We start from the raw sequence: 15,188 nt of genomic DNA on the forward strand, positions 1-15,188 counted from the left end.
ACCGCCGGATGAGATCGAGCGAATGGAACTTCCCGAACAATTCAGGGCCGCACATTTGCGCGCGGACGACACGGACATGTTCCGTGGCGTCGAGAGCAAAGACGTCAGGAAATCGCTGCGGGTCGGGCCGGTGGACATGCCGGAACTCGCCCCGGACGAGGTGGTCGTGGCCGTCATGGCCAGTTCGATCAACTACAACACGGTCTGGTCGGCGACGTTCGAGCCGATCCCGACCTTCGCCTTCCTGCGCAAGTACGCCGCGCAGGGCGGCTGGGCGGCCCGGCACGACCGCCCGTTCCAGGTGGTCGGCTCGGACGCCTCCGGGGTGGTCGTACGGATCGGCTCCGGCGTGCGCCGGTGGCGGGTCGGCGACCATGTCGTCGTCCATCCGGTGCATGTCGACGAGCAGGAGCCGGTGACCCACGCCGACGCCATGCTGGGCACCGAGATGCGCGCCTGGGGCTACGAGACGAACTACGGCGGGCTCGCCGAGTTCGCGGTCGCGCGCGCCAGCATGCTGGTGCCCAAGCCGCCCCATCTGACCTGGGAGGAAGCCGCCGTCACCCCGATGTGCGGCAGCACGGCGTACCGCATGCTCGTCGGGGCCAACGGCGCCCGGATGAAGCAGGGCGACGTGGTGCTGGTCTGGGGCGCCGCCGGCGGTCTGGGCGCGTACGCCGTGCAGTTCGTCAAGAACGGCGGCGGGATCGCCGTCGGCGTGGTGGGCTCGGAACGCAAGGCCGAGGCGGCTCGCCGCCTCGGCTGCGATGTGGTGATCAACCGCGCCGAGTTCGGTCTGACCGATGATCCCGATCCGACACCGGAGGCCACCCTGGCCGCCGGCAAACAGCTCGGCGGCATCATCCGGCGGGAGACCGGCCGGGACCCGCAGATCGTGTTCGAGCACGTCGGGCGCGCCACCTTCGGCCTCTCGGTCTTCGTGGCGGCCCGCGGCGGCGTGGTGGTCACCTGCGGCTCCAGCACCGGGTACCGCCACGAGTTCGACAACCGCTATCTGTGGATGCGGCTCAAACGGGTGATCGGCAGCCACGGAGCCAATCTCCAGGAGCAGTTCGAGACCAACAGCCTGGTCGCGACGGGCACGATCGCGCCCACCCTGTCCGCCCTGTACCCCCTGGCCGAGGCCGCCGAGGCGACCCGGCTGGTCCAGAAGAACGAGCACGTCGGCAAGGTCGGCGTGCTGTGCCTGGCACCGGAACCCGGCCTCGGTGTCACCGCGCCGGAGCTGCGCGCGCGTATCGGAGCCGACCGAGTCAACCCGCTGCGGGAGTTCGCCCCCGCCGCGTCCTTGTGAGGAGCGTCGTGAGGGAAGAGCTGGCAGAGCGGTATCTGGGCAACGCCCTGTCCGCGTGGGGACTGGACGTGGAGTACGCCCGCGCCGAGGGCGACACGATGTATCCGACAGGGGAGGAGGGCAGCCGGACACCGGTCACCGACTTCGTCGGCGGCTTCGGTTCGCTGTTCTTCGGACACAACCATCCGGAGCTGGTGACCCTGGCCAAGGACCTGCTCGACGCGGGGACGCCCAGCCACGCCCAGCTGTCCAAACGCACCGAGGCACAGCGCGTCGCGGCGGCGCTGAACGTCATCACCCGCCGGGAGCTGGACACCGGTGAACCGTACGAGGTGGTCTTCGCCAACAGCGGCGCCGAAGCGGTCGAGGCGGCCATGAAACACGCCGAGCTGGCCCGGGTGTTCCGCCTCGGCGGGCTCGCCGAGGAGCTGGCCGCGCACGCCCGGGAGGTACGGGAGCGGATACGCCTCGGCACGGCCGGGCTGTCCCCCGAGGCCGCCGAGCTGGCGGGCCCGGACACGGACATCGACGAGCTGCTGAACGAGGTGGAGCGGCGCAACGCGGAGGCGATGGGCCGGGCCCCGGAGTTCTTCGCGCTGGAGGGCGGTTTCCACGGCAAGCTGGTCGGCAGCCTCCAGCTCACCCACAACCCGACGTTCCGGCTGCCGTTCCGGGCGCTCGGGGCCCACGCCCGCTTCGTCCCCGCCGACCGGCCGGAGGAGGCGCTGAAGTACGTCGGGGCGGAGCAGCCGTTCGCGCTGGACCTCGTCGTCGAGAACGATGTCGTACGGGTACGGCGCCGGGCCGTGCCGTTCGTCGCGGGTTTCCTCGCCGAGCCGATCCAGGGCGAGGGCGGCATCAACGTACTCACCCCTGAACAGGCCGAACGGATCACCGAGGTGTGCCGGGCGCTGGAGTGCCCGCTGATCGTCGACGAGATCCAGACCGGCGCCGGGCGCACCGGGGCGTTCTTCGCGAGCGCGCGGATCGGCCTGGTCGGCGACTACTACACCCTGGCGAAGAGCGTCGGCGGCGGCCTGGCCAAGACCTCGCTGCTGCTGGTGCGGAAGTCGTCGTACGTCAAGGAGTTCGAGCTGCTGCACAGTTCGACGTACGCCAAGGACAGCTTCTCCTGCGCGGTCACCGAGAAGGTGCTGGAGATGCTGGAACGCGACGGCGGAGCGGCCTACCGGCAGGCCGCCGAGCGCGGGGAGCGGCTGCGCGGCGCCCTGGAAGAGGTCCGGGCCGACTTCGGGGACGTCGTACGCGCGGTGCGTGGGCAGGGGCTGCTGGCCGGATTCGAGTTCGCCGACCAGTCGGCGGCCGGTTCCCCGGTGATCCGCAACTACGCACGCACCGGTTTCATCGGTTTCGCGATCTCGGGTTTCCTGTTGCGCAAGCACGGTCTGCGGCTGATGCCGACCGGCAGCGCGCCGCACACGCTGCGGATCCAGCCGTCGTACGCGATCGGCGACGACGCGATCGACCGGCTGGCGGCGGGCCTGCGCGAGGTCTGCGAGGTGCTGCGGAACCAGGACGCGCTGCTCCTGGTGCACCCGTTGACCGGTGTGGACACCCCGCCGCCGCGTACGGACGTCCGGGACTTCCGGTCCGCGCCGCGGCCCGGTCCCGGCGCCGATCCCGCCGCCACCCGGGTCGCGTACATCGCCGAGCTGGGCTCGCCGGACGCGCTGCGGCGCTTCGACCCGGCACTCGCCGAGCTGGACGATGCCACGCTGCGCGCGTTCGTCGCCCGGTCGGCGCCCGTACGGTCCATGGCCCCGTGCCCGCCGGTACGGTGCCGCACGGCGACCGGCGCCGCGGTGGAGCTGACGGTCTTCCCGCTCCTCGTCGACGAGGCCGGGGCCGACCCGGCCGGTACGCTCGCGGCCGATGTCGCCGGGGCGGCCATGGCGGCACGCGCCACGGGACACACGGCTGTCGTGGTCAGCCCGGCGCTCCGCCGGCTCACGGGAACGGACCCGACGGCGACGCCGGTACGCGGTCCCGAGGGCTTCGCCCTGCCGCCCGGCTTCGGCGTCGACGGTGACCCCGGACTGCTGCCCGCCGAACTGGCCGAGGCCCTGCTGTCCTGAGCCGTCCGGCCCACCGAAACGGCCCCGCCGGTGCGCTCTGCGCCGACGGGGCCGTTTCGGTGGCCGATCCGAGACGTCAGAACAGCAGCGACACCGGGTCGCCCGTGCCGAGCAGCGTCCGCGCGTAGTCCTCAAATATCATGGGCCGGTTCAGCGCCGTGTGCCGACTGCCGATCTCCAGGTCCCGCCAGTGCCGCTGCACCGGATTGGCCTGCGCGAATCCGCTGGTGCCCGCCAGGTCGAGCAGGCGCTGCATCGCCTCGCGGCAGCGCTCCAGCGAGGTGACCATATGCATCCGCAACCGGGCCCGCTCGGCCACCGACGCCTCCTCGCCCTCCGGCACCGCGTCGAAACCGTCGGCCACCGCGAGCATGTGCAGGATGCCGGTGTCGATCAGATGCGTGGCCTCGGCGAACTCCTGCTGCACCGCCATCGAGTCGATCGCCCGGGAGTACGTGGAGAAGGCGAGCGGCTTGTGCTCCTCCAGCTTCGCGCGGACCACGTCCAGCGCACCACGGGCCGCGCCCACCAGGGACGACAGCGAGTGCAGATTGCCCTTGATGAGAACGGTCGGTGCGATCGGCGAGCCCGCCTCGCCGTCGGCCCGGAGCGGCGCGAACTGTACGAAGCGGTCCGGCACGGTCAGATCCTCGGCCACCATCGCGTGGGTGCCGGTGCCCAGCAGCCCGGCCACCTTCCAGGTGTGCTCGATCCGCAGCCCGGTGGGCGGCGCCAGCAGGTTGGCCACACCGATGTGCCGGCCGTCCTCGTACACCGGGACCCAGGCGAGGAACGCCCAGTCGGACAGCTCACAGCCGGAGGCGTACGGGAAACGGCCGTTGACCTTCAGCCCGCCGGCCACCTTGTCGGCGCGCAGTTCCGGGTCGAGGCTGGCGGCCGAGAGCATGACGGCGTCCGGACGGTCGCCGTAGATCTCCTCAAGACCCGGCTCGGGCATCAGCATCACCAGATCGACGGAGGCCGCGTGGTTGGCCGCGATCCACCCGGTGGACGGACAACCCCGCCCCAGTTCGGAGAGTATTTCCACCTGGTGGCGCATCGGCAGTTCCCAGCCGCCCCACTTGGCGGGCGTGCTGAGCCGGAACAGGCCCGCGTCGCGCAGGGCGGCGATGTTCTCGTCCGGGACTTTCGACTCCTTCTCGGTCCGGTCCGCGTTGCGCCGGAGCAACGGGATGAGTTCCTGCGCCCGGCCGATCAATTCCTCGCGGGTGGGCACCCTCTCAGCGGCGCTCTGGGGCATGCTTGTTTCCTCCTGGAAGACCTACGCGGCGTGGCTTCGTCTCATTCCTGCGGAGTTCTCCGAAAGAGTCGCCAGCCGATCGACAGTGGTGCGACCTTGCGTGTAGCGCCCACTGTGACAAACGCTAGCGGCCATCGAGGCCGGTTCTTCCACGGCGCTGTAATCGCTCGTCCCACGCCACCGGAGAATATGTCGTTACCCGGGAGAGAACAGGGAATGGGAGGGGACGAGTACGGTTTTCACGTGTATCCAGGGAAAGCGGTTCAGAGACCAGTCAACGTCCTCGGCATCGGCGGGTCGCCCCGGCCGGACTCCACCTCGGAGCGGGCCCTGCACGTGACCCTGGCCGCCGCGGAACGCCTCGGCGCGACCGTCACCGCCATCAGCGGTACCGATCTGGTCATGCCGATGTACGACCCCACGGCGCCGGACCTGTCCCCCGCCGCCAAACGGCTGCTGGCCGCGCTGGCCGTCGCGGACGGTGTGGTGATCGCCGGACCCGCCTACCACGGCAGCCTGTCCGGGCTGTTGAAGAACGCCCTGGACCACATCGAGGAGCTGCGTGACGACCGACGCCCCTACCTCAGCGGGCGCGCTGTCGGCTGCCTCGGTGTGGCACAGGGCTGGCAGAGCGGGGTGACCACACTGGGCACTCTGCGCACGATCACCCACGCGCTGCGGGGCTGGCCGACCCCCCTGGGCGTGGTGGTGAACACCACGGTGGCCGGCTTCACGCCCGACGGCCGCTGCGCCGACCAGCGGACGCGGGAGCAGATCGAGACCATGGCGGAGCAGGTGGTGGAGTTCGCCCGTATGCGCTCCTGGCAGCCGGACCCCGCCGAGACATCCGGGAACGACCGGCCCGTCAACTGAACACCGGGCTCCGGCGCCAGGCCCTGACCGCGCGCGTCACCGGAAGGCCGCCTGCCCGGTCAGCGCCTGGCCGATCATGAGGGTGTGCATCTCGACGGTGCCCTCGTAGGTGAGGATCGACTCCAGGTTGTTGGCGTGCCGGATGACGGGGTACTCCAGGGAGATGCCGTTCGCCCCCAGGATGGTGCGCGAGGTGCGGCAGATCTCCAGCGCGGCCCGGGTGTTGTTGAGCTTGCCGTAGCTGACCTGCTCGGGCCGCAGACCCCGGTCGTCCTTGATCCGGCCCAGGTGGAAGGCGAGGAGTGTGCCCTTGGACAGTTCGAGGGCCATATCGGTCAGCTTGGCCTGGGTCAGCTGGAAGGAGCTGATCGGACGGTCGAACTGGACCCGGTCGCCCGCGTACGCCAGCGCTGTGCGGAAGGCCGAGCGGGCGGCGCCCATCGCGCCCCAGGCGATGCCGTACCGGGCCTCGTTGAGGCAGGACAGCGGTCCCCTGAGCCCGCGTACCCCGGGCAGGACCGCCGTGGCGGGCAGGCGTACGGAGTCGAGGACGAGTTCGCTGGTCACCGACGCGCGCAGCGACATCTTGTGCTTGATCGCGGGTGCCGAGAAGCCGGGGGCGTCGGTGGGCACCACGAAGCCGCGGACCCCGTCGTCGGTACGGGCCCAGACCACCGCGACGTCGGAGACCGACCCGTTGGTGATCCACATCTTGCGCCCGTCCAGGATCCAGTCCTCACCGTCACGGCGGGCCGAGGTCCGCATGCTGCCGGGGTCGGACCCGGAGTCGGGCTCGGTGAGACCGAAGCAGCCGATGGTGGTGCCGGCCGCGAGACGGGGCAGCCACTCCTCCTTCTGCTCCTCGGATCCGAACGCCCATATGGCGTACATGGCCAGCGAGCCCTGGACCGATACCAGGGAGCGCAGCCCCGAGTCGGTCGCCTCCAGTTCGAGACAGGCGAGCCCGTAGTCGACGGCGCTCATCCCCGCGCAGCCGTACCCCTCCAAGTGCATTCCCAGCAAGCCGAGTTGGCCCAGTTCCTTGGCGAGTCCGCGGATGTCGTCGATCGCGCCCCGCTCGAACCACTCGGCGATGTACGGCTCGACGCGCCGGTCGCAGAAGGTGCGGACGGTGTCGCGGACGGACCGCTCGTCCGGGGTCAGCAGCGTGTCGAGTTCGATGAGGTCGAGGGGGTCGGCCGGGCGGGCGGCGTGCGGTGTGCGCATCGTGACTCCAGAAGATCGGGAAAGCGGAAAGCGGAAAGCGGAAAGCGGAGAGGGGGGAGAGGGGAAGAAGAGGGGGCCGCCGGACAGGGGGGACGGCCGGCGGCCCCGGCCGGAACCGGCCGTGCGCTACGAGACGGCCGACGGGCTGATGATGAAGTTGCTTAAGCCGCCGTTGCGTTGGGCGATACCGCTGATGGCCTCGTTGACCTGGTCGAGCGGGAACACCTGGTGCTCCAGCGGGCCGAGGTCGAGCAGACCGGCCTCCACCATGTCGGCCATGTCCTGGCCCTCGCCGGAGGTGAACCAGGCCGATCCGATCAGCCGTAGCTGCTGGTCCATCATCCGGTGGATGTCGATGGACACATCGCCCGTGACGGCGCCGATGTTGACCGCGACGCCGCCGCGCGCCATCGCGCGCATACCGGAGAGGAACGTCTCGTGCGGGGCCCCCGGACCGAGCGCGTCGATGTAGATGTCGGCGCCGTGTCCGCCGGTCTCCTCGCGGATCCACGCGTCGACCGGGCCGTCGTCGAGCGCGTGCACCCGCACCCGGCCGTCCGCGAGCCTGCCGACCTGGTCGAGGAGGCCCCGGTCCCGGCCGGTGCCGTAGACATGGGTCAGGCCGAAGGCGGGCGCGAGCAGCGCGGCGCCGATCCCGAGGGTGCCGCTGACGCCGTTGACCAGGACGGTCTTGCCCGGTCCCGCCCCCGCTTTGCGGAGGGCGGAGTACATCGTGCCCAGATAGCCGAAGCGGGCGGCCGCCTCGAAGGACAGCGTGTCGGGCAGCTTCACCAGCGAGTAGGCCGGCGCGAGCATGTACTCGGCGAGGCCCCCGTGGTAGCGGTCGAGCAGCCCGAGCGAGGTGGATGAGAAGCCGAAGTATCCGGCGAAGGCGTAGCTGGCGCAGTTGATCGAGTCGCCGTTCCGACAGGAGCGGCAGGAGCCGCAGGAGCGGCCCGGGTTGACGTACACCCGGTCGCCCACGGCGAACCCCTGGACGCCCTCGCCGACCGCCTCGACCACACCGGCCGGGTCGAGACCGAAGATGGCCGGCAGGGTGGGCAGGGGGCTGTGCGGGAACCACGTGGTCCACATGTTCAGGATGTTGGCGAGATTCGGGACGATGTTCACGGCGTGGACGGCCACGCGGACATCACCGGGGCCCGGGACGGGAACGGGGAGTTCCTCGATCCGCATCGGCTCGCCGACGTCGTGCATCCGCGCGGCTCGCATAATCGCACTCATGGTCTCTCCTGGGTATGGGTGAGGGAGATGGCGTGCTGAAGGTGGCGCCGACCCCCGCCCGATGGGCGGGGGCGTGGGGATGTGGGGAGAGGGACGCGGCGGTGGGGATCAGCCGTCGAGCAGCGTGGTGAGCCGCTGACGCTGGAGCTTTCCGGTCGTTCCGCGCGGCAGCGCGGGGACCACGCACAGACGGCGCGGCCATTTGTGCCGGGCGAGCCGGCCGTCGAGATGGCCCCGGATGTCGTCCAGGGAGGGTTCGCCCGCGTCGGCGACGAGGAAGGCGGTCACCACCTCGCCCCAGACCGGATCGGGCGTCCCGGACACCGCGACCTCGACGATGCCCGGCAGATCGGCCAGCGCGTTCTCGACCTCGGCGGGGTCGATGTTCTCGCCGCCGGTGATGATGGTGTCCTTGACCCGTCCGACGACTTCGAGCAGGCCCCGCGCGTCGATCCGGCCCCGGTCCCCGGTGTGGAACCAGCCCTCGGGGTCGGTCGCGGGCCGCGACCCGGCGGCGGAGCGGTACGTCGCCGCGACCGACGGCCCGCGCACCCAGATCTCCCCGGCCGCGCCGGGCGGGGCGGGTGCCCCCGCCGGGTCCACGATCAGGAACTCGACGTGCGGTACGGGGTGCCCCGCCGCGCCGGCCCCGTCGAGCGCGGAGTACGTCACTCCGGCGCTGGTCTCCGTCAGGCCGTAGGAGTCGACCACCGCGATACCGCGCTCACGCAGCCGGGCCCTGGTGGCCGTCGGGGCGGGCGCTCCGCCGGACAGGACCCAGCGCAGCGTGTCCAGGCCGCCGCCGGTGAAGCGGGGGTGACGGATCAGCAGGGCCGCCATGGCCGGTACGGCGAAGGCGCAGGTGACCCGGTGGACGCGGACGAGGTCGATGAACAGGTCCGGGTCGAACTTCGGGGCCAGCACCACCGTTCCGCGCCGTGCCCAGGTGTACTGCGGCAGCCCGCCCAGGACGGCGACATGGGCCAGCGGTGTGGAGACGAGGGCGACGTCGTCCGGGCCGACGGGCAGCAGGGACAGCCCGTTGACCATGCTCCAGCGCAGGTTGTCATGGGTCAGCGCGACGCCCTTGGGCCGCCCGGAGGTGCCCGATGTGAACGAGATGACCGCGACGTCCGAGCCGTGCGGCGCGGCGGGCTCGCTGTCGGGCGCCGACGATTCGGCACCGGGGTGCAGATCGTCCCAGCTCAGCCGGGTGCGGGAGCCGTCGGCAGGGCGGCTCTCCGGGAACCCCTCGTCCGCCACGACGGCCCGGGGCGAGGTCTCCTCGCAGACGACCGCCAGCTCGCCGCCGGTCACCTGGGGGTGGACGGGTACGAGCACGGCCCCCATCCGGGCCACCGCGAACAGGGTGATCAGGGCCTCGGGCCGGGCCGTCCCCTGCATCACGACACGATCGCCCCGGCGTATCCCGAACGTGTCGAGGCGGGCGACGGTGCGCCGGATGGCCAGGTTCAGTTCGGCGTAGGTCCAGGACCGGTCCAGGAAGACCAGGGCGACCCGGGAGCCGACCTCCGCCGCGCTCGCCACCAGGTGGGCGCCGAACCAGCTGTCCTCCGCCGCGGGCGCCGCGCTCATGTCCCTACCTCCGTGGCACGTTGGGCGCGGGCGAGCGCGCCGAGGGTCGTCCCCGCGAGGTCGGCGGCGCCGATCCGCGTCCGCCGCTCCAGCAGCCGGCGGGCGGCCAGATGTTCCGCGGGCCAGTTCAGCGTCTCCACGGCCACCAGCCGCTCGTCGCGGAAGGCGTACGCGGCCAGCCGCTCGGGTGAGCCGCCGGGCATCACGCGCACCTCGTCGGTGCCCGTACGCAGCCCGGCGATCTGTAACTTGACGTCGCCCTGGTCGCTCCAGAACCACGGCAGGCTCTCGTACGGGCCCGGTGCTCCCGCGATCCGCCGGCCGACCAGGGTCCCCTGGTCGGCGGCGTTCTGCACGGACTCCAGCCGGACCGGCCCGTCGGCGTGGGGGTGGGGATGGCGGGCGCAGTCGCCGACGGCGGACACCCTCGGGTCGGTGACCGAGCGCAGCCGCTCGTCCACGATCACCCCGTCGCCCACGGCCAGACCGGCGTCCCGCGCCAACTCGTCCCTGGGGACGGCGCCGATGCCGTACACGACGAGATCGGCGAGGAGCGTGCCGCGGTCCGTGACGACCTGGCGCACCCGGTCCGTGCCCTCGATCGCCCGGACGGCCGTCCCGGTGAGGATACGGACGCCGCTGCTCTCGTGCCGCTCCCGCAGATGGGTCTCCACCTGCGGGGAGACGGCTCTGCTCAGCAGCCGGTCCGCCAGTTCGACGACGGTGACCCGGGCCCCGAGCCCCTGCGCGACCAGCGCCAGCTCCAGGCCGATGAACCCGCCGCCCACGACGACCACGTCCAGGGCCGTGGTCAGGGCCCGGCCGATCGTGAGGGCGTCGTCGAGCGAGCGCAGCGCGTGGACACCGGCCAGCGAGGCGCCGGGGACGGGCAGCGGACGGTTGCGCGCGCCGGTCGCCAGGACGAGGTGGTCGTAGCCGAGCCGGACGCCCGCGTGGGTGGTCACACTGCGGGCGGCGGTGTCGAGGGAGGCCACCCCGTCCCCCAGCCGCAGCGCGATGTCCCGGTCGCGGTAGAAGGACTCCGGCACCAGCTCCACACGCAGGGTGTCCGGCTCGGTGTGGGCCTTCTTCGACAGCGGCGGCCGCTGGTACGGGAGGTGCGGCTCGTCGGCGCAGAGGGTGACCGGTCCCTCGTACCCGGCGCCGCGCAGGGCCGAGACGACGCTGTATCCGGCCTGCCCACCGCCGACGACGACCACACCCGCCGTACTCGGGCCGGGGTCCGTGCTGGTCATACCTGCTCCTCGGGCACGAGGACGACCAGCCCGTCGAGCGCGTCGGAGAGCTCGATCTGGCAGCTGAGCCGACTGGTGGGCCGGCGTTCGGCGGCGGTGAAGTCGAGCATCTCGTCCTCGACCTCGTTGGGCGGGCCGACCTGGTCGCCGTGCCGGGCGTCGATGTAGACGTGGCAGGTGGCGCAGGAGGCGTTGCCTCCGCACTCCGCGACGATGCCCGCGACGCCGTGGGACACGGCTGCCTGCATGAGTACGGTCCCCGGGGCGGCGGTTATCTTGCGTTGGGCGCCGTCGGGCGACTCGAAGATGACGATGGGCATGAAGTTCTCCCAGTGGGGGCGGCTCAGACGGCTTGCCAGGTGACGTTCAGTGAGGTGAGCCCCCGGAATACCCAGCCCTCCAGCTGGTCCCGCGCGCTGTCGTCCAGGCGGAGTCCCCTGAGGCGGCTGAAGACGAGGGGCCAGGCCAGGGCGCTGACCTCGTGGCGCGCGACCCACGCGCCCATGCAGAAGTGCGGGCCGCCGCCGAAGGCGAGATGCGGGCGGGTGGGGCGGTCGATGTCGAACTCGTCGGCCCGCTCGAAGACCGACTCGTCCCGGTTGCCCGAGGCGATCACCAGGGCCACCCGGCTGCCCGCGGGCAGGGTCACCCCGGCGATCTCGTACTCCCGGGTGAGCTGGCGCGGATACATGCCGATCGGCGAGATCCAGCGGGCGGTCTCCTCGAAGACCCGCTTCCACAGCGCGGGGTCCGCCAGCACCCGGTCCCGTACGCCGGGGCGGCGCAGCAGGGCCCGGGCGCCCACACCGAAGACATCGCGCGGCTCGTTGACGCCTCCGCCGATGATGACCTTGACGTTGTTCTGGATCTCGGTGAGCTCCAGCGGATCGGGCGCGTGGACCATGGTGGAGATCACCGAGCCGTCGGGCTCGCGCCGGACGATCCGCACGACCTCGGCCACGGCCTCGTCGATGGCCCGGGTGGCGTTCTCGGCCCGGAGCCACAGGTCGGCGTCGTCCGCGTAGTTGCTGTTGCCGGCCATCATGTCCCGCGACCAGCCGGCGATGTGGTCGGGGCGGGCGTTGCGCAGGCCGAGGACCAGGGCGAGGTTGGCCGCCGCGAGCGGCTCGGCGAAGTCGCGTACGAGATCGGCCTCGCCGCGTCCGGCGATCCCGTCGAGCAGCTCGTGCGCGGTCCGTTCGAAGGATCCGGCCCACAGGTCGCGGACCTGCCGGGGACGGGTGGGCGGCTCGGCCGCCGCCCGCAGCCGCCGGTGCTCCGGACCGTCCTCGCGGAGCAGATTGGGGCCGACGGTGCGCAGCAGCAGCGAGCCCTCCTCGCGGGAGCTGAACACCTCGGGCAGCTTCTCGGCGTGGACGATGTCGTCGTAGCGGGTGAGCAGATGCCGCCCGACCGACGGGACCCAGGCGAGCGGCGCGGTCCGGCGCAGCTCCGCGTAGGCGGGGTAGGGGTCGCGGCGCAGGTCGGCGAGGTCGAGGTCGACCACCGGAGCGCCGGGCGCCGCCGTTGTCGGGGTGCTCATGAGGTACCGCCCGCGCCGATCAGGACGAAGAACACCGTGGCGGGCTCGGTACCGGGGTTGCGCCAGGCGTGCCGGGTGCCGTTCTGGACTATCAGGTCGCCGGGGCGCAGCACCGCCGTCTCGTCCCCGTCGAGGTCGAGCACGATCTCGCCGCTCAGGACCACGCCGTAGTCGACGGTCGGTGTGGTGTGCATGCCGGGGTTGTCGGGCTCGAACAGCTCCGCGAAGACCGGGGTGGCCTCCGCCTGCTCGGCCGCGGCGGCTGTGGGGTCCCAGCCGGGGTCGGTGTAGACGCTGGTCGGCGGGAAGGTGACGGTCATCGCGATCGTCTCGCCGGGGGCGGGTACGAAGGACTTCAGAGCCTGGGTCGGATCGGCAGCCGGGACGGCGGGCGCCGAGGTGTTCCACACCAGGGAGCGGGCGAAGCCGGGGGTGTGGGTGTACTGATAGGTGCGCGGCGGCTCGCCGTCGCTCACGATCACGGGCTTGCCGCCCGTGCTGACACCGGTGACAACACGACGGACCATGGTTCTCTCCTTTGAGAAGCATGACGGGGACGACGGAGAACCCGACGGGGGAGTGTCAGGGTGGGGGAGCGGCTGAGCGGTAGGGGCGCTCAGCGCGAAAAGCGGGTGTGCGGTGGGAGTTCTGGCGGTATTCGGCTGTCGCGTGGCGCACCCGGCTGTCCCGGGGTGCGCGTCAGGGGGAGTTCCGCCGTGAGGGATCAGACCGTGTCCGGGGCCTTCGCGGACGCTGCGGTCTCCGGAGTCTCCGAGGAGTCCGGGGTTTCCTGGTTGACCAGCATACGGAGCAGATGCACCAGCTCACCGAGCTGGTCGTCGCGGAGGATCGCCGTCCAGGCCCGCTCGCGCTCGGTCTGGGCACTGATGGCGCGCCGTAGCGTCTCGCTGCCCTCCGGGGTGAGGCCGACGATCAGCTGGCGCCGGTCGCTCTCGACCCGTTCGCGGGTGACGAGCCCCCGGTTCTCCAGTGTGGTGAGCGCGCTGGAGATGCTGGCGCGGGTGGAGCCGGAGACCCGCCCGATGTCCTGCTGGGCGAGTCCGCCGTACGCCCACAGGGCGTTGAGGATACGGAAGCCCGCCCAGGTCAGACCGAGGGGACGGTGGACGTGCTTCTCGAAGTCCTTGGTCAGCCGGGCTTCGAGACGGGTGAGATCGGTGACCATCTCGATCGCGTCGAGATCCCGGGGGTCGGTCGTGCCCAGCTGGCGGTGGTGGTGGCGCAGCAGCTCCGAGAACTCCCGGGTACGGCTCGCGCCGACGGTTCCCGGTTCGCGTACGGTGTCGGTCACGATCTCCCACCCTTCCTTGGTCCGGCGGACCGCTGTCAGCCGGCGACGACCGGATTGACCATAGCGCCGACGCCCGTGACCTCGGTGCGCAGGACCTTACCCGCGCTGAGGTAGAGGCGCGGGGTACGACGGACGCCGCAGCCGGCGGGGGTACCGGTGAAGATCAGGTCGCCCGGCTCGAACGTCATCCGCTTCGACAGCCAGACGATCAGCTCGGGCACGCTGAAGATGAGCTCGGAGGTACGGCCGCGCTGCACTTCGAGGTCGTCGACCCAGCCGGCCACCTCGATGTCGTCCGGGTCCTCGAACTCGTCGACCGTGACCAGGTAGGGGCCGATCGGGCTGAAGGTGTCGTACGACTTCGGCAGGGTGAACTGGTTGATCGGCTTGCGCCACTGCTCCTTGCGGTCGCTGATGTCCTGACCCGCGGTGACACCGGCCACATAGGACCAGGCGTCGGCTTCGGGGATGTCCTTGCCGACCCTGCCCATGACGACCACGAGCTCCGCCTCGAAGTCCACCTTGTCGTACTGCGGGGCCACGACGACGGAGTCGTACGGACCGATCACGGACGAGGCGAACTTGGCGAACACCGACGGCTCGTCCGGGACGGGGAGCCCGGACTCCTCGGCGTGCGCGCGGTAGTTGAGGGCGACGCCGATGGCCTTGTAGGGCTTGGAGACGCGGCCCAGGTCGCGGGGGTCGAACGGCTTCCAGTCCGTCTCCGCGGCCCGTTCGGCGAGGGCGCGCACCTCGTCGTGGAGGGCGAGATCGGACAGGACCGCAGGCCGCGGTTCGATCGCTCCCTTGCTCGCGTCTGCGATGTCGAGGGCGCGGGCCCCGCGCACGACGACGGGGCGGCCGGCAAGGTTGGCGAGCTTCATGCCTGTACTTCCTTCTGATCGGTGGGGGGAAGGGCGAGTGCGGGATCGCCCTCCGTCTGGACGCCCAGGGTGTTGATGACGGTCGCGATGGTCAGGTACTGACCCACGGTGTAGAGGACGTCGATGGTCTGCTGGACACTCAGGTGCGCCGTCAGCCTGCTCCACAGCTCGTCGTCAACATTCTGACGATCGATGAGCGAGTCCGTGGCGGCGAGCAGGATCTGGTCGAGCTCGTCGAGCCCGTCCCACGCGCCGGTCGCGGCGGCGAGGACGGTCTCGTCGGACAGTCCGGCGCGGCGGGCGATCCTGACGTGCTGGTCCCACTCGTACGCCGCTCGGGCGCGGGCGGCGATCCGCAGGATCATCAGCTCCCGCGAGGCGAGGGGCAGGGTGTTCTTGCCCAGCACGTGGTTGCTGAAGACGAGGTAGCGGCGCAGCGCGTCCTCGTGGTGGGCCAGGGTGGCCCAGATCGTGTGGATCCGGCCGTCCTGGTCGCGGTACGGCGCCAGCGACGCCAGCGTCCTCTCCTGCAGATCGGCCTCGTCGACGGGCCGTACACGGGCCTTCTCGGGCACCTGCA

The 15,188-nt window shown here is 71.4% G+C and carries 14 protein-coding genes; 3 read left to right on the plus strand and 11 right to left on the minus strand.

The window, feature by feature from the left end:
- Positions 1 to 22 precede the first annotated feature (22 nt).
- Together ccrA and ACIP8W_RS13975 are read left to right on the plus strand one after the other, a co-directional pair.
- The gene (gene ccrA, locus ACIP8W_RS13970) at positions 23 to 1,315 is read left to right on the plus strand and encodes a crotonyl-CoA carboxylase/reductase (protein WP_401955531.1); all 1,293 of its coding nucleotides are present in this window, start codon (positions 23 to 25) and stop codon (positions 1,313 to 1,315) included.
- An 8-nt stretch (positions 1,316 to 1,323) separates the two neighbouring features.
- A complete protein-coding gene (locus ACIP8W_RS13975; protein WP_402203080.1) occupies positions 1,324 to 3,411 on the plus strand; it encodes an aspartate aminotransferase family protein in 2,088 nt (695 codons plus the stop codon).
- Between the two features lie 76 nt (positions 3,412 to 3,487).
- Here the strand turns inward: ACIP8W_RS13975 and ACIP8W_RS13980 are convergent, their stop codons facing one another.
- A complete protein-coding gene (locus ACIP8W_RS13980) occupies positions 3,488 to 4,672 on the minus strand; it encodes an acyl-CoA dehydrogenase family protein (protein WP_402203082.1) in 1,185 nt (394 codons plus the stop codon).
- Between the two features lie 243 nt (positions 4,673 to 4,915).
- Here ACIP8W_RS13980 and ACIP8W_RS13985 point away from each other — a divergent pair, with 243 nt between their 5' ends.
- A complete protein-coding gene (locus ACIP8W_RS13985; protein ID WP_402203084.1) occupies positions 4,916 to 5,545 on the plus strand; it encodes an NADPH-dependent FMN reductase in 630 nt (209 codons plus the stop codon).
- A 36-nt stretch (positions 5,546 to 5,581) separates the two neighbouring features.
- Here the strand turns inward: ACIP8W_RS13985 and ACIP8W_RS13990 are convergent, their stop codons facing one another.
- The 10 genes from ACIP8W_RS13990 to ACIP8W_RS14035 all read right to left on the minus strand — a co-directional run bounded on the left by ACIP8W_RS13990 (position 5,582) and on the right by ACIP8W_RS14035 (position 15,183).
- On the minus strand, positions 5,582 to 6,772 hold the full coding sequence (locus ACIP8W_RS13990; protein ID WP_402203086.1) for an acyl-CoA dehydrogenase family protein: 1,191 nt from the start codon (positions 6,770 to 6,772) through the stop codon (positions 5,582 to 5,584).
- 126 nt (positions 6,773 to 6,898) lie between these two features.
- Complete coding sequence (locus ACIP8W_RS13995) at positions 6,899 to 8,017, minus strand: alcohol dehydrogenase catalytic domain-containing protein (RefSeq protein WP_402203088.1); 1,119 nt, start codon at positions 8,015 to 8,017, stop codon at positions 6,899 to 6,901.
- A gap of 108 nt (positions 8,018 to 8,125) precedes the next feature.
- Entirely contained in the window at positions 8,126 to 9,613 is a 1,488-nt protein-coding gene (locus ACIP8W_RS14000) for a class I adenylate-forming enzyme family protein (protein ID WP_401955537.1), read from the minus strand.
- Positions 9,610 to 10,869: an NAD(P)/FAD-dependent oxidoreductase gene (locus ACIP8W_RS14005; RefSeq protein WP_401955538.1), complete on the minus strand. Its 1,260-nt coding sequence runs from the start codon at positions 10,867 to 10,869 to the stop codon at positions 9,610 to 9,612. The genes ACIP8W_RS14000 and ACIP8W_RS14005 overlap by 4 nt, the downstream gene beginning before the upstream one ends.
- On the minus strand, positions 10,866 to 11,189 hold the full coding sequence (locus ACIP8W_RS14010; RefSeq protein ID WP_401955539.1) for a 2Fe-2S iron-sulfur cluster-binding protein: 324 nt from the start codon (positions 11,187 to 11,189) through the stop codon (positions 10,866 to 10,868). Before ACIP8W_RS14010 ends, ACIP8W_RS14005 begins: the two co-directional genes overlap by 4 nt.
- A 23-nt stretch (positions 11,190 to 11,212) precedes the next feature.
- Positions 11,213 to 12,412 carry a cytochrome P450 gene (locus ACIP8W_RS14015; RefSeq protein WP_402203090.1) on the minus strand — a complete coding sequence of 400 codons (1,200 nt, stop codon included), beginning with the start codon at positions 12,410 to 12,412 and terminating at the stop codon, positions 11,213 to 11,215.
- Positions 12,409 to 12,939 (minus strand): cupin domain-containing protein, encoded by a 531-nt coding sequence (locus ACIP8W_RS14020; protein WP_401955541.1) that lies wholly within the window; start codon positions 12,937 to 12,939, stop codon positions 12,409 to 12,411. Before ACIP8W_RS14020 ends, ACIP8W_RS14015 begins: the two co-directional genes overlap by 4 nt.
- Positions 12,940 to 13,136: 197 nt before the next feature.
- Positions 13,137 to 13,724, minus strand: coding sequence for a MarR family winged helix-turn-helix transcriptional regulator (locus ACIP8W_RS14025; RefSeq protein WP_401955542.1), 588 nt, complete (start codon positions 13,722 to 13,724; stop codon positions 13,137 to 13,139).
- Between the two features lie 35 nt (positions 13,725 to 13,759).
- Complete coding sequence (locus tag ACIP8W_RS14030; RefSeq protein ID WP_401955543.1) at positions 13,760 to 14,608, minus strand: fumarylacetoacetate hydrolase family protein; 849 nt, start codon at positions 14,606 to 14,608, stop codon at positions 13,760 to 13,762.
- Complete coding sequence (locus ACIP8W_RS14035) at positions 14,605 to 15,183, minus strand: carboxymuconolactone decarboxylase family protein (protein WP_401955544.1); 579 nt, start codon at positions 15,181 to 15,183, stop codon at positions 14,605 to 14,607. The genes ACIP8W_RS14030 and ACIP8W_RS14035 overlap by 4 nt, the downstream gene beginning before the upstream one ends.
- Positions 15,184 to 15,188: the final 5 nt, after the last annotated feature.

The organism is Streptomyces sp. NPDC088554 (assembly GCF_044752945.1).
Lineage (GTDB): Bacteria > Actinomycetota > Actinomycetes > Streptomycetales > Streptomycetaceae > Streptomyces.

Coding starts and splice junctions, on each gene's coding strand:
- ccrA (WP_401955531.1), top strand. CDS start 23: ATGGAACTTCCCGAACAATTCAGGGCCGCACATTTGCGCGCGGACGAC.
- ACIP8W_RS13980 (WP_402203082.1), bottom strand. CDS start 4,672: ATGCCCCAGAGCGCCGCTGAGAGGGTGCCCACCCGCGAGGAATTGATC.
- ACIP8W_RS13990 (WP_402203086.1), bottom strand. CDS start 6,772: ATGCGCACACCGCACGCCGCCCGCCCGGCCGACCCCCTCGACCTCATC.
- ACIP8W_RS13995 (WP_402203088.1), bottom strand. CDS start 8,017: ATGAGTGCGATTATGCGAGCCGCGCGGATGCACGACGTCGGCGAGCCG.
- ACIP8W_RS14000 (WP_401955537.1), bottom strand. CDS start 9,613: ATGAGCGCGGCGCCCGCGGCGGAGGACAGCTGGTTCGGCGCCCACCTG.
- ACIP8W_RS14005 (WP_401955538.1), bottom strand. CDS start 10,869: ATGACCAGCACGGACCCCGGCCCGAGTACGGCGGGTGTGGTCGTCGTC.
- ACIP8W_RS14010 (WP_401955539.1), bottom strand. CDS start 11,189: ATGCCCATCGTCATCTTCGAGTCGCCCGACGGCGCCCAACGCAAGATA.
- ACIP8W_RS14015 (WP_402203090.1), bottom strand. CDS start 12,412: ATGAGCACCCCGACAACGGCGGCGCCCGGCGCTCCGGTGGTCGACCTC.
- ACIP8W_RS14020 (WP_401955541.1), bottom strand. CDS start 12,939: ATGGTCCGTCGTGTTGTCACCGGTGTCAGCACGGGCGGCAAGCCCGTG.
- ACIP8W_RS14030 (WP_401955543.1), bottom strand. CDS start 14,608: ATGAAGCTCGCCAACCTTGCCGGCCGCCCCGTCGTCGTGCGCGGGGCC.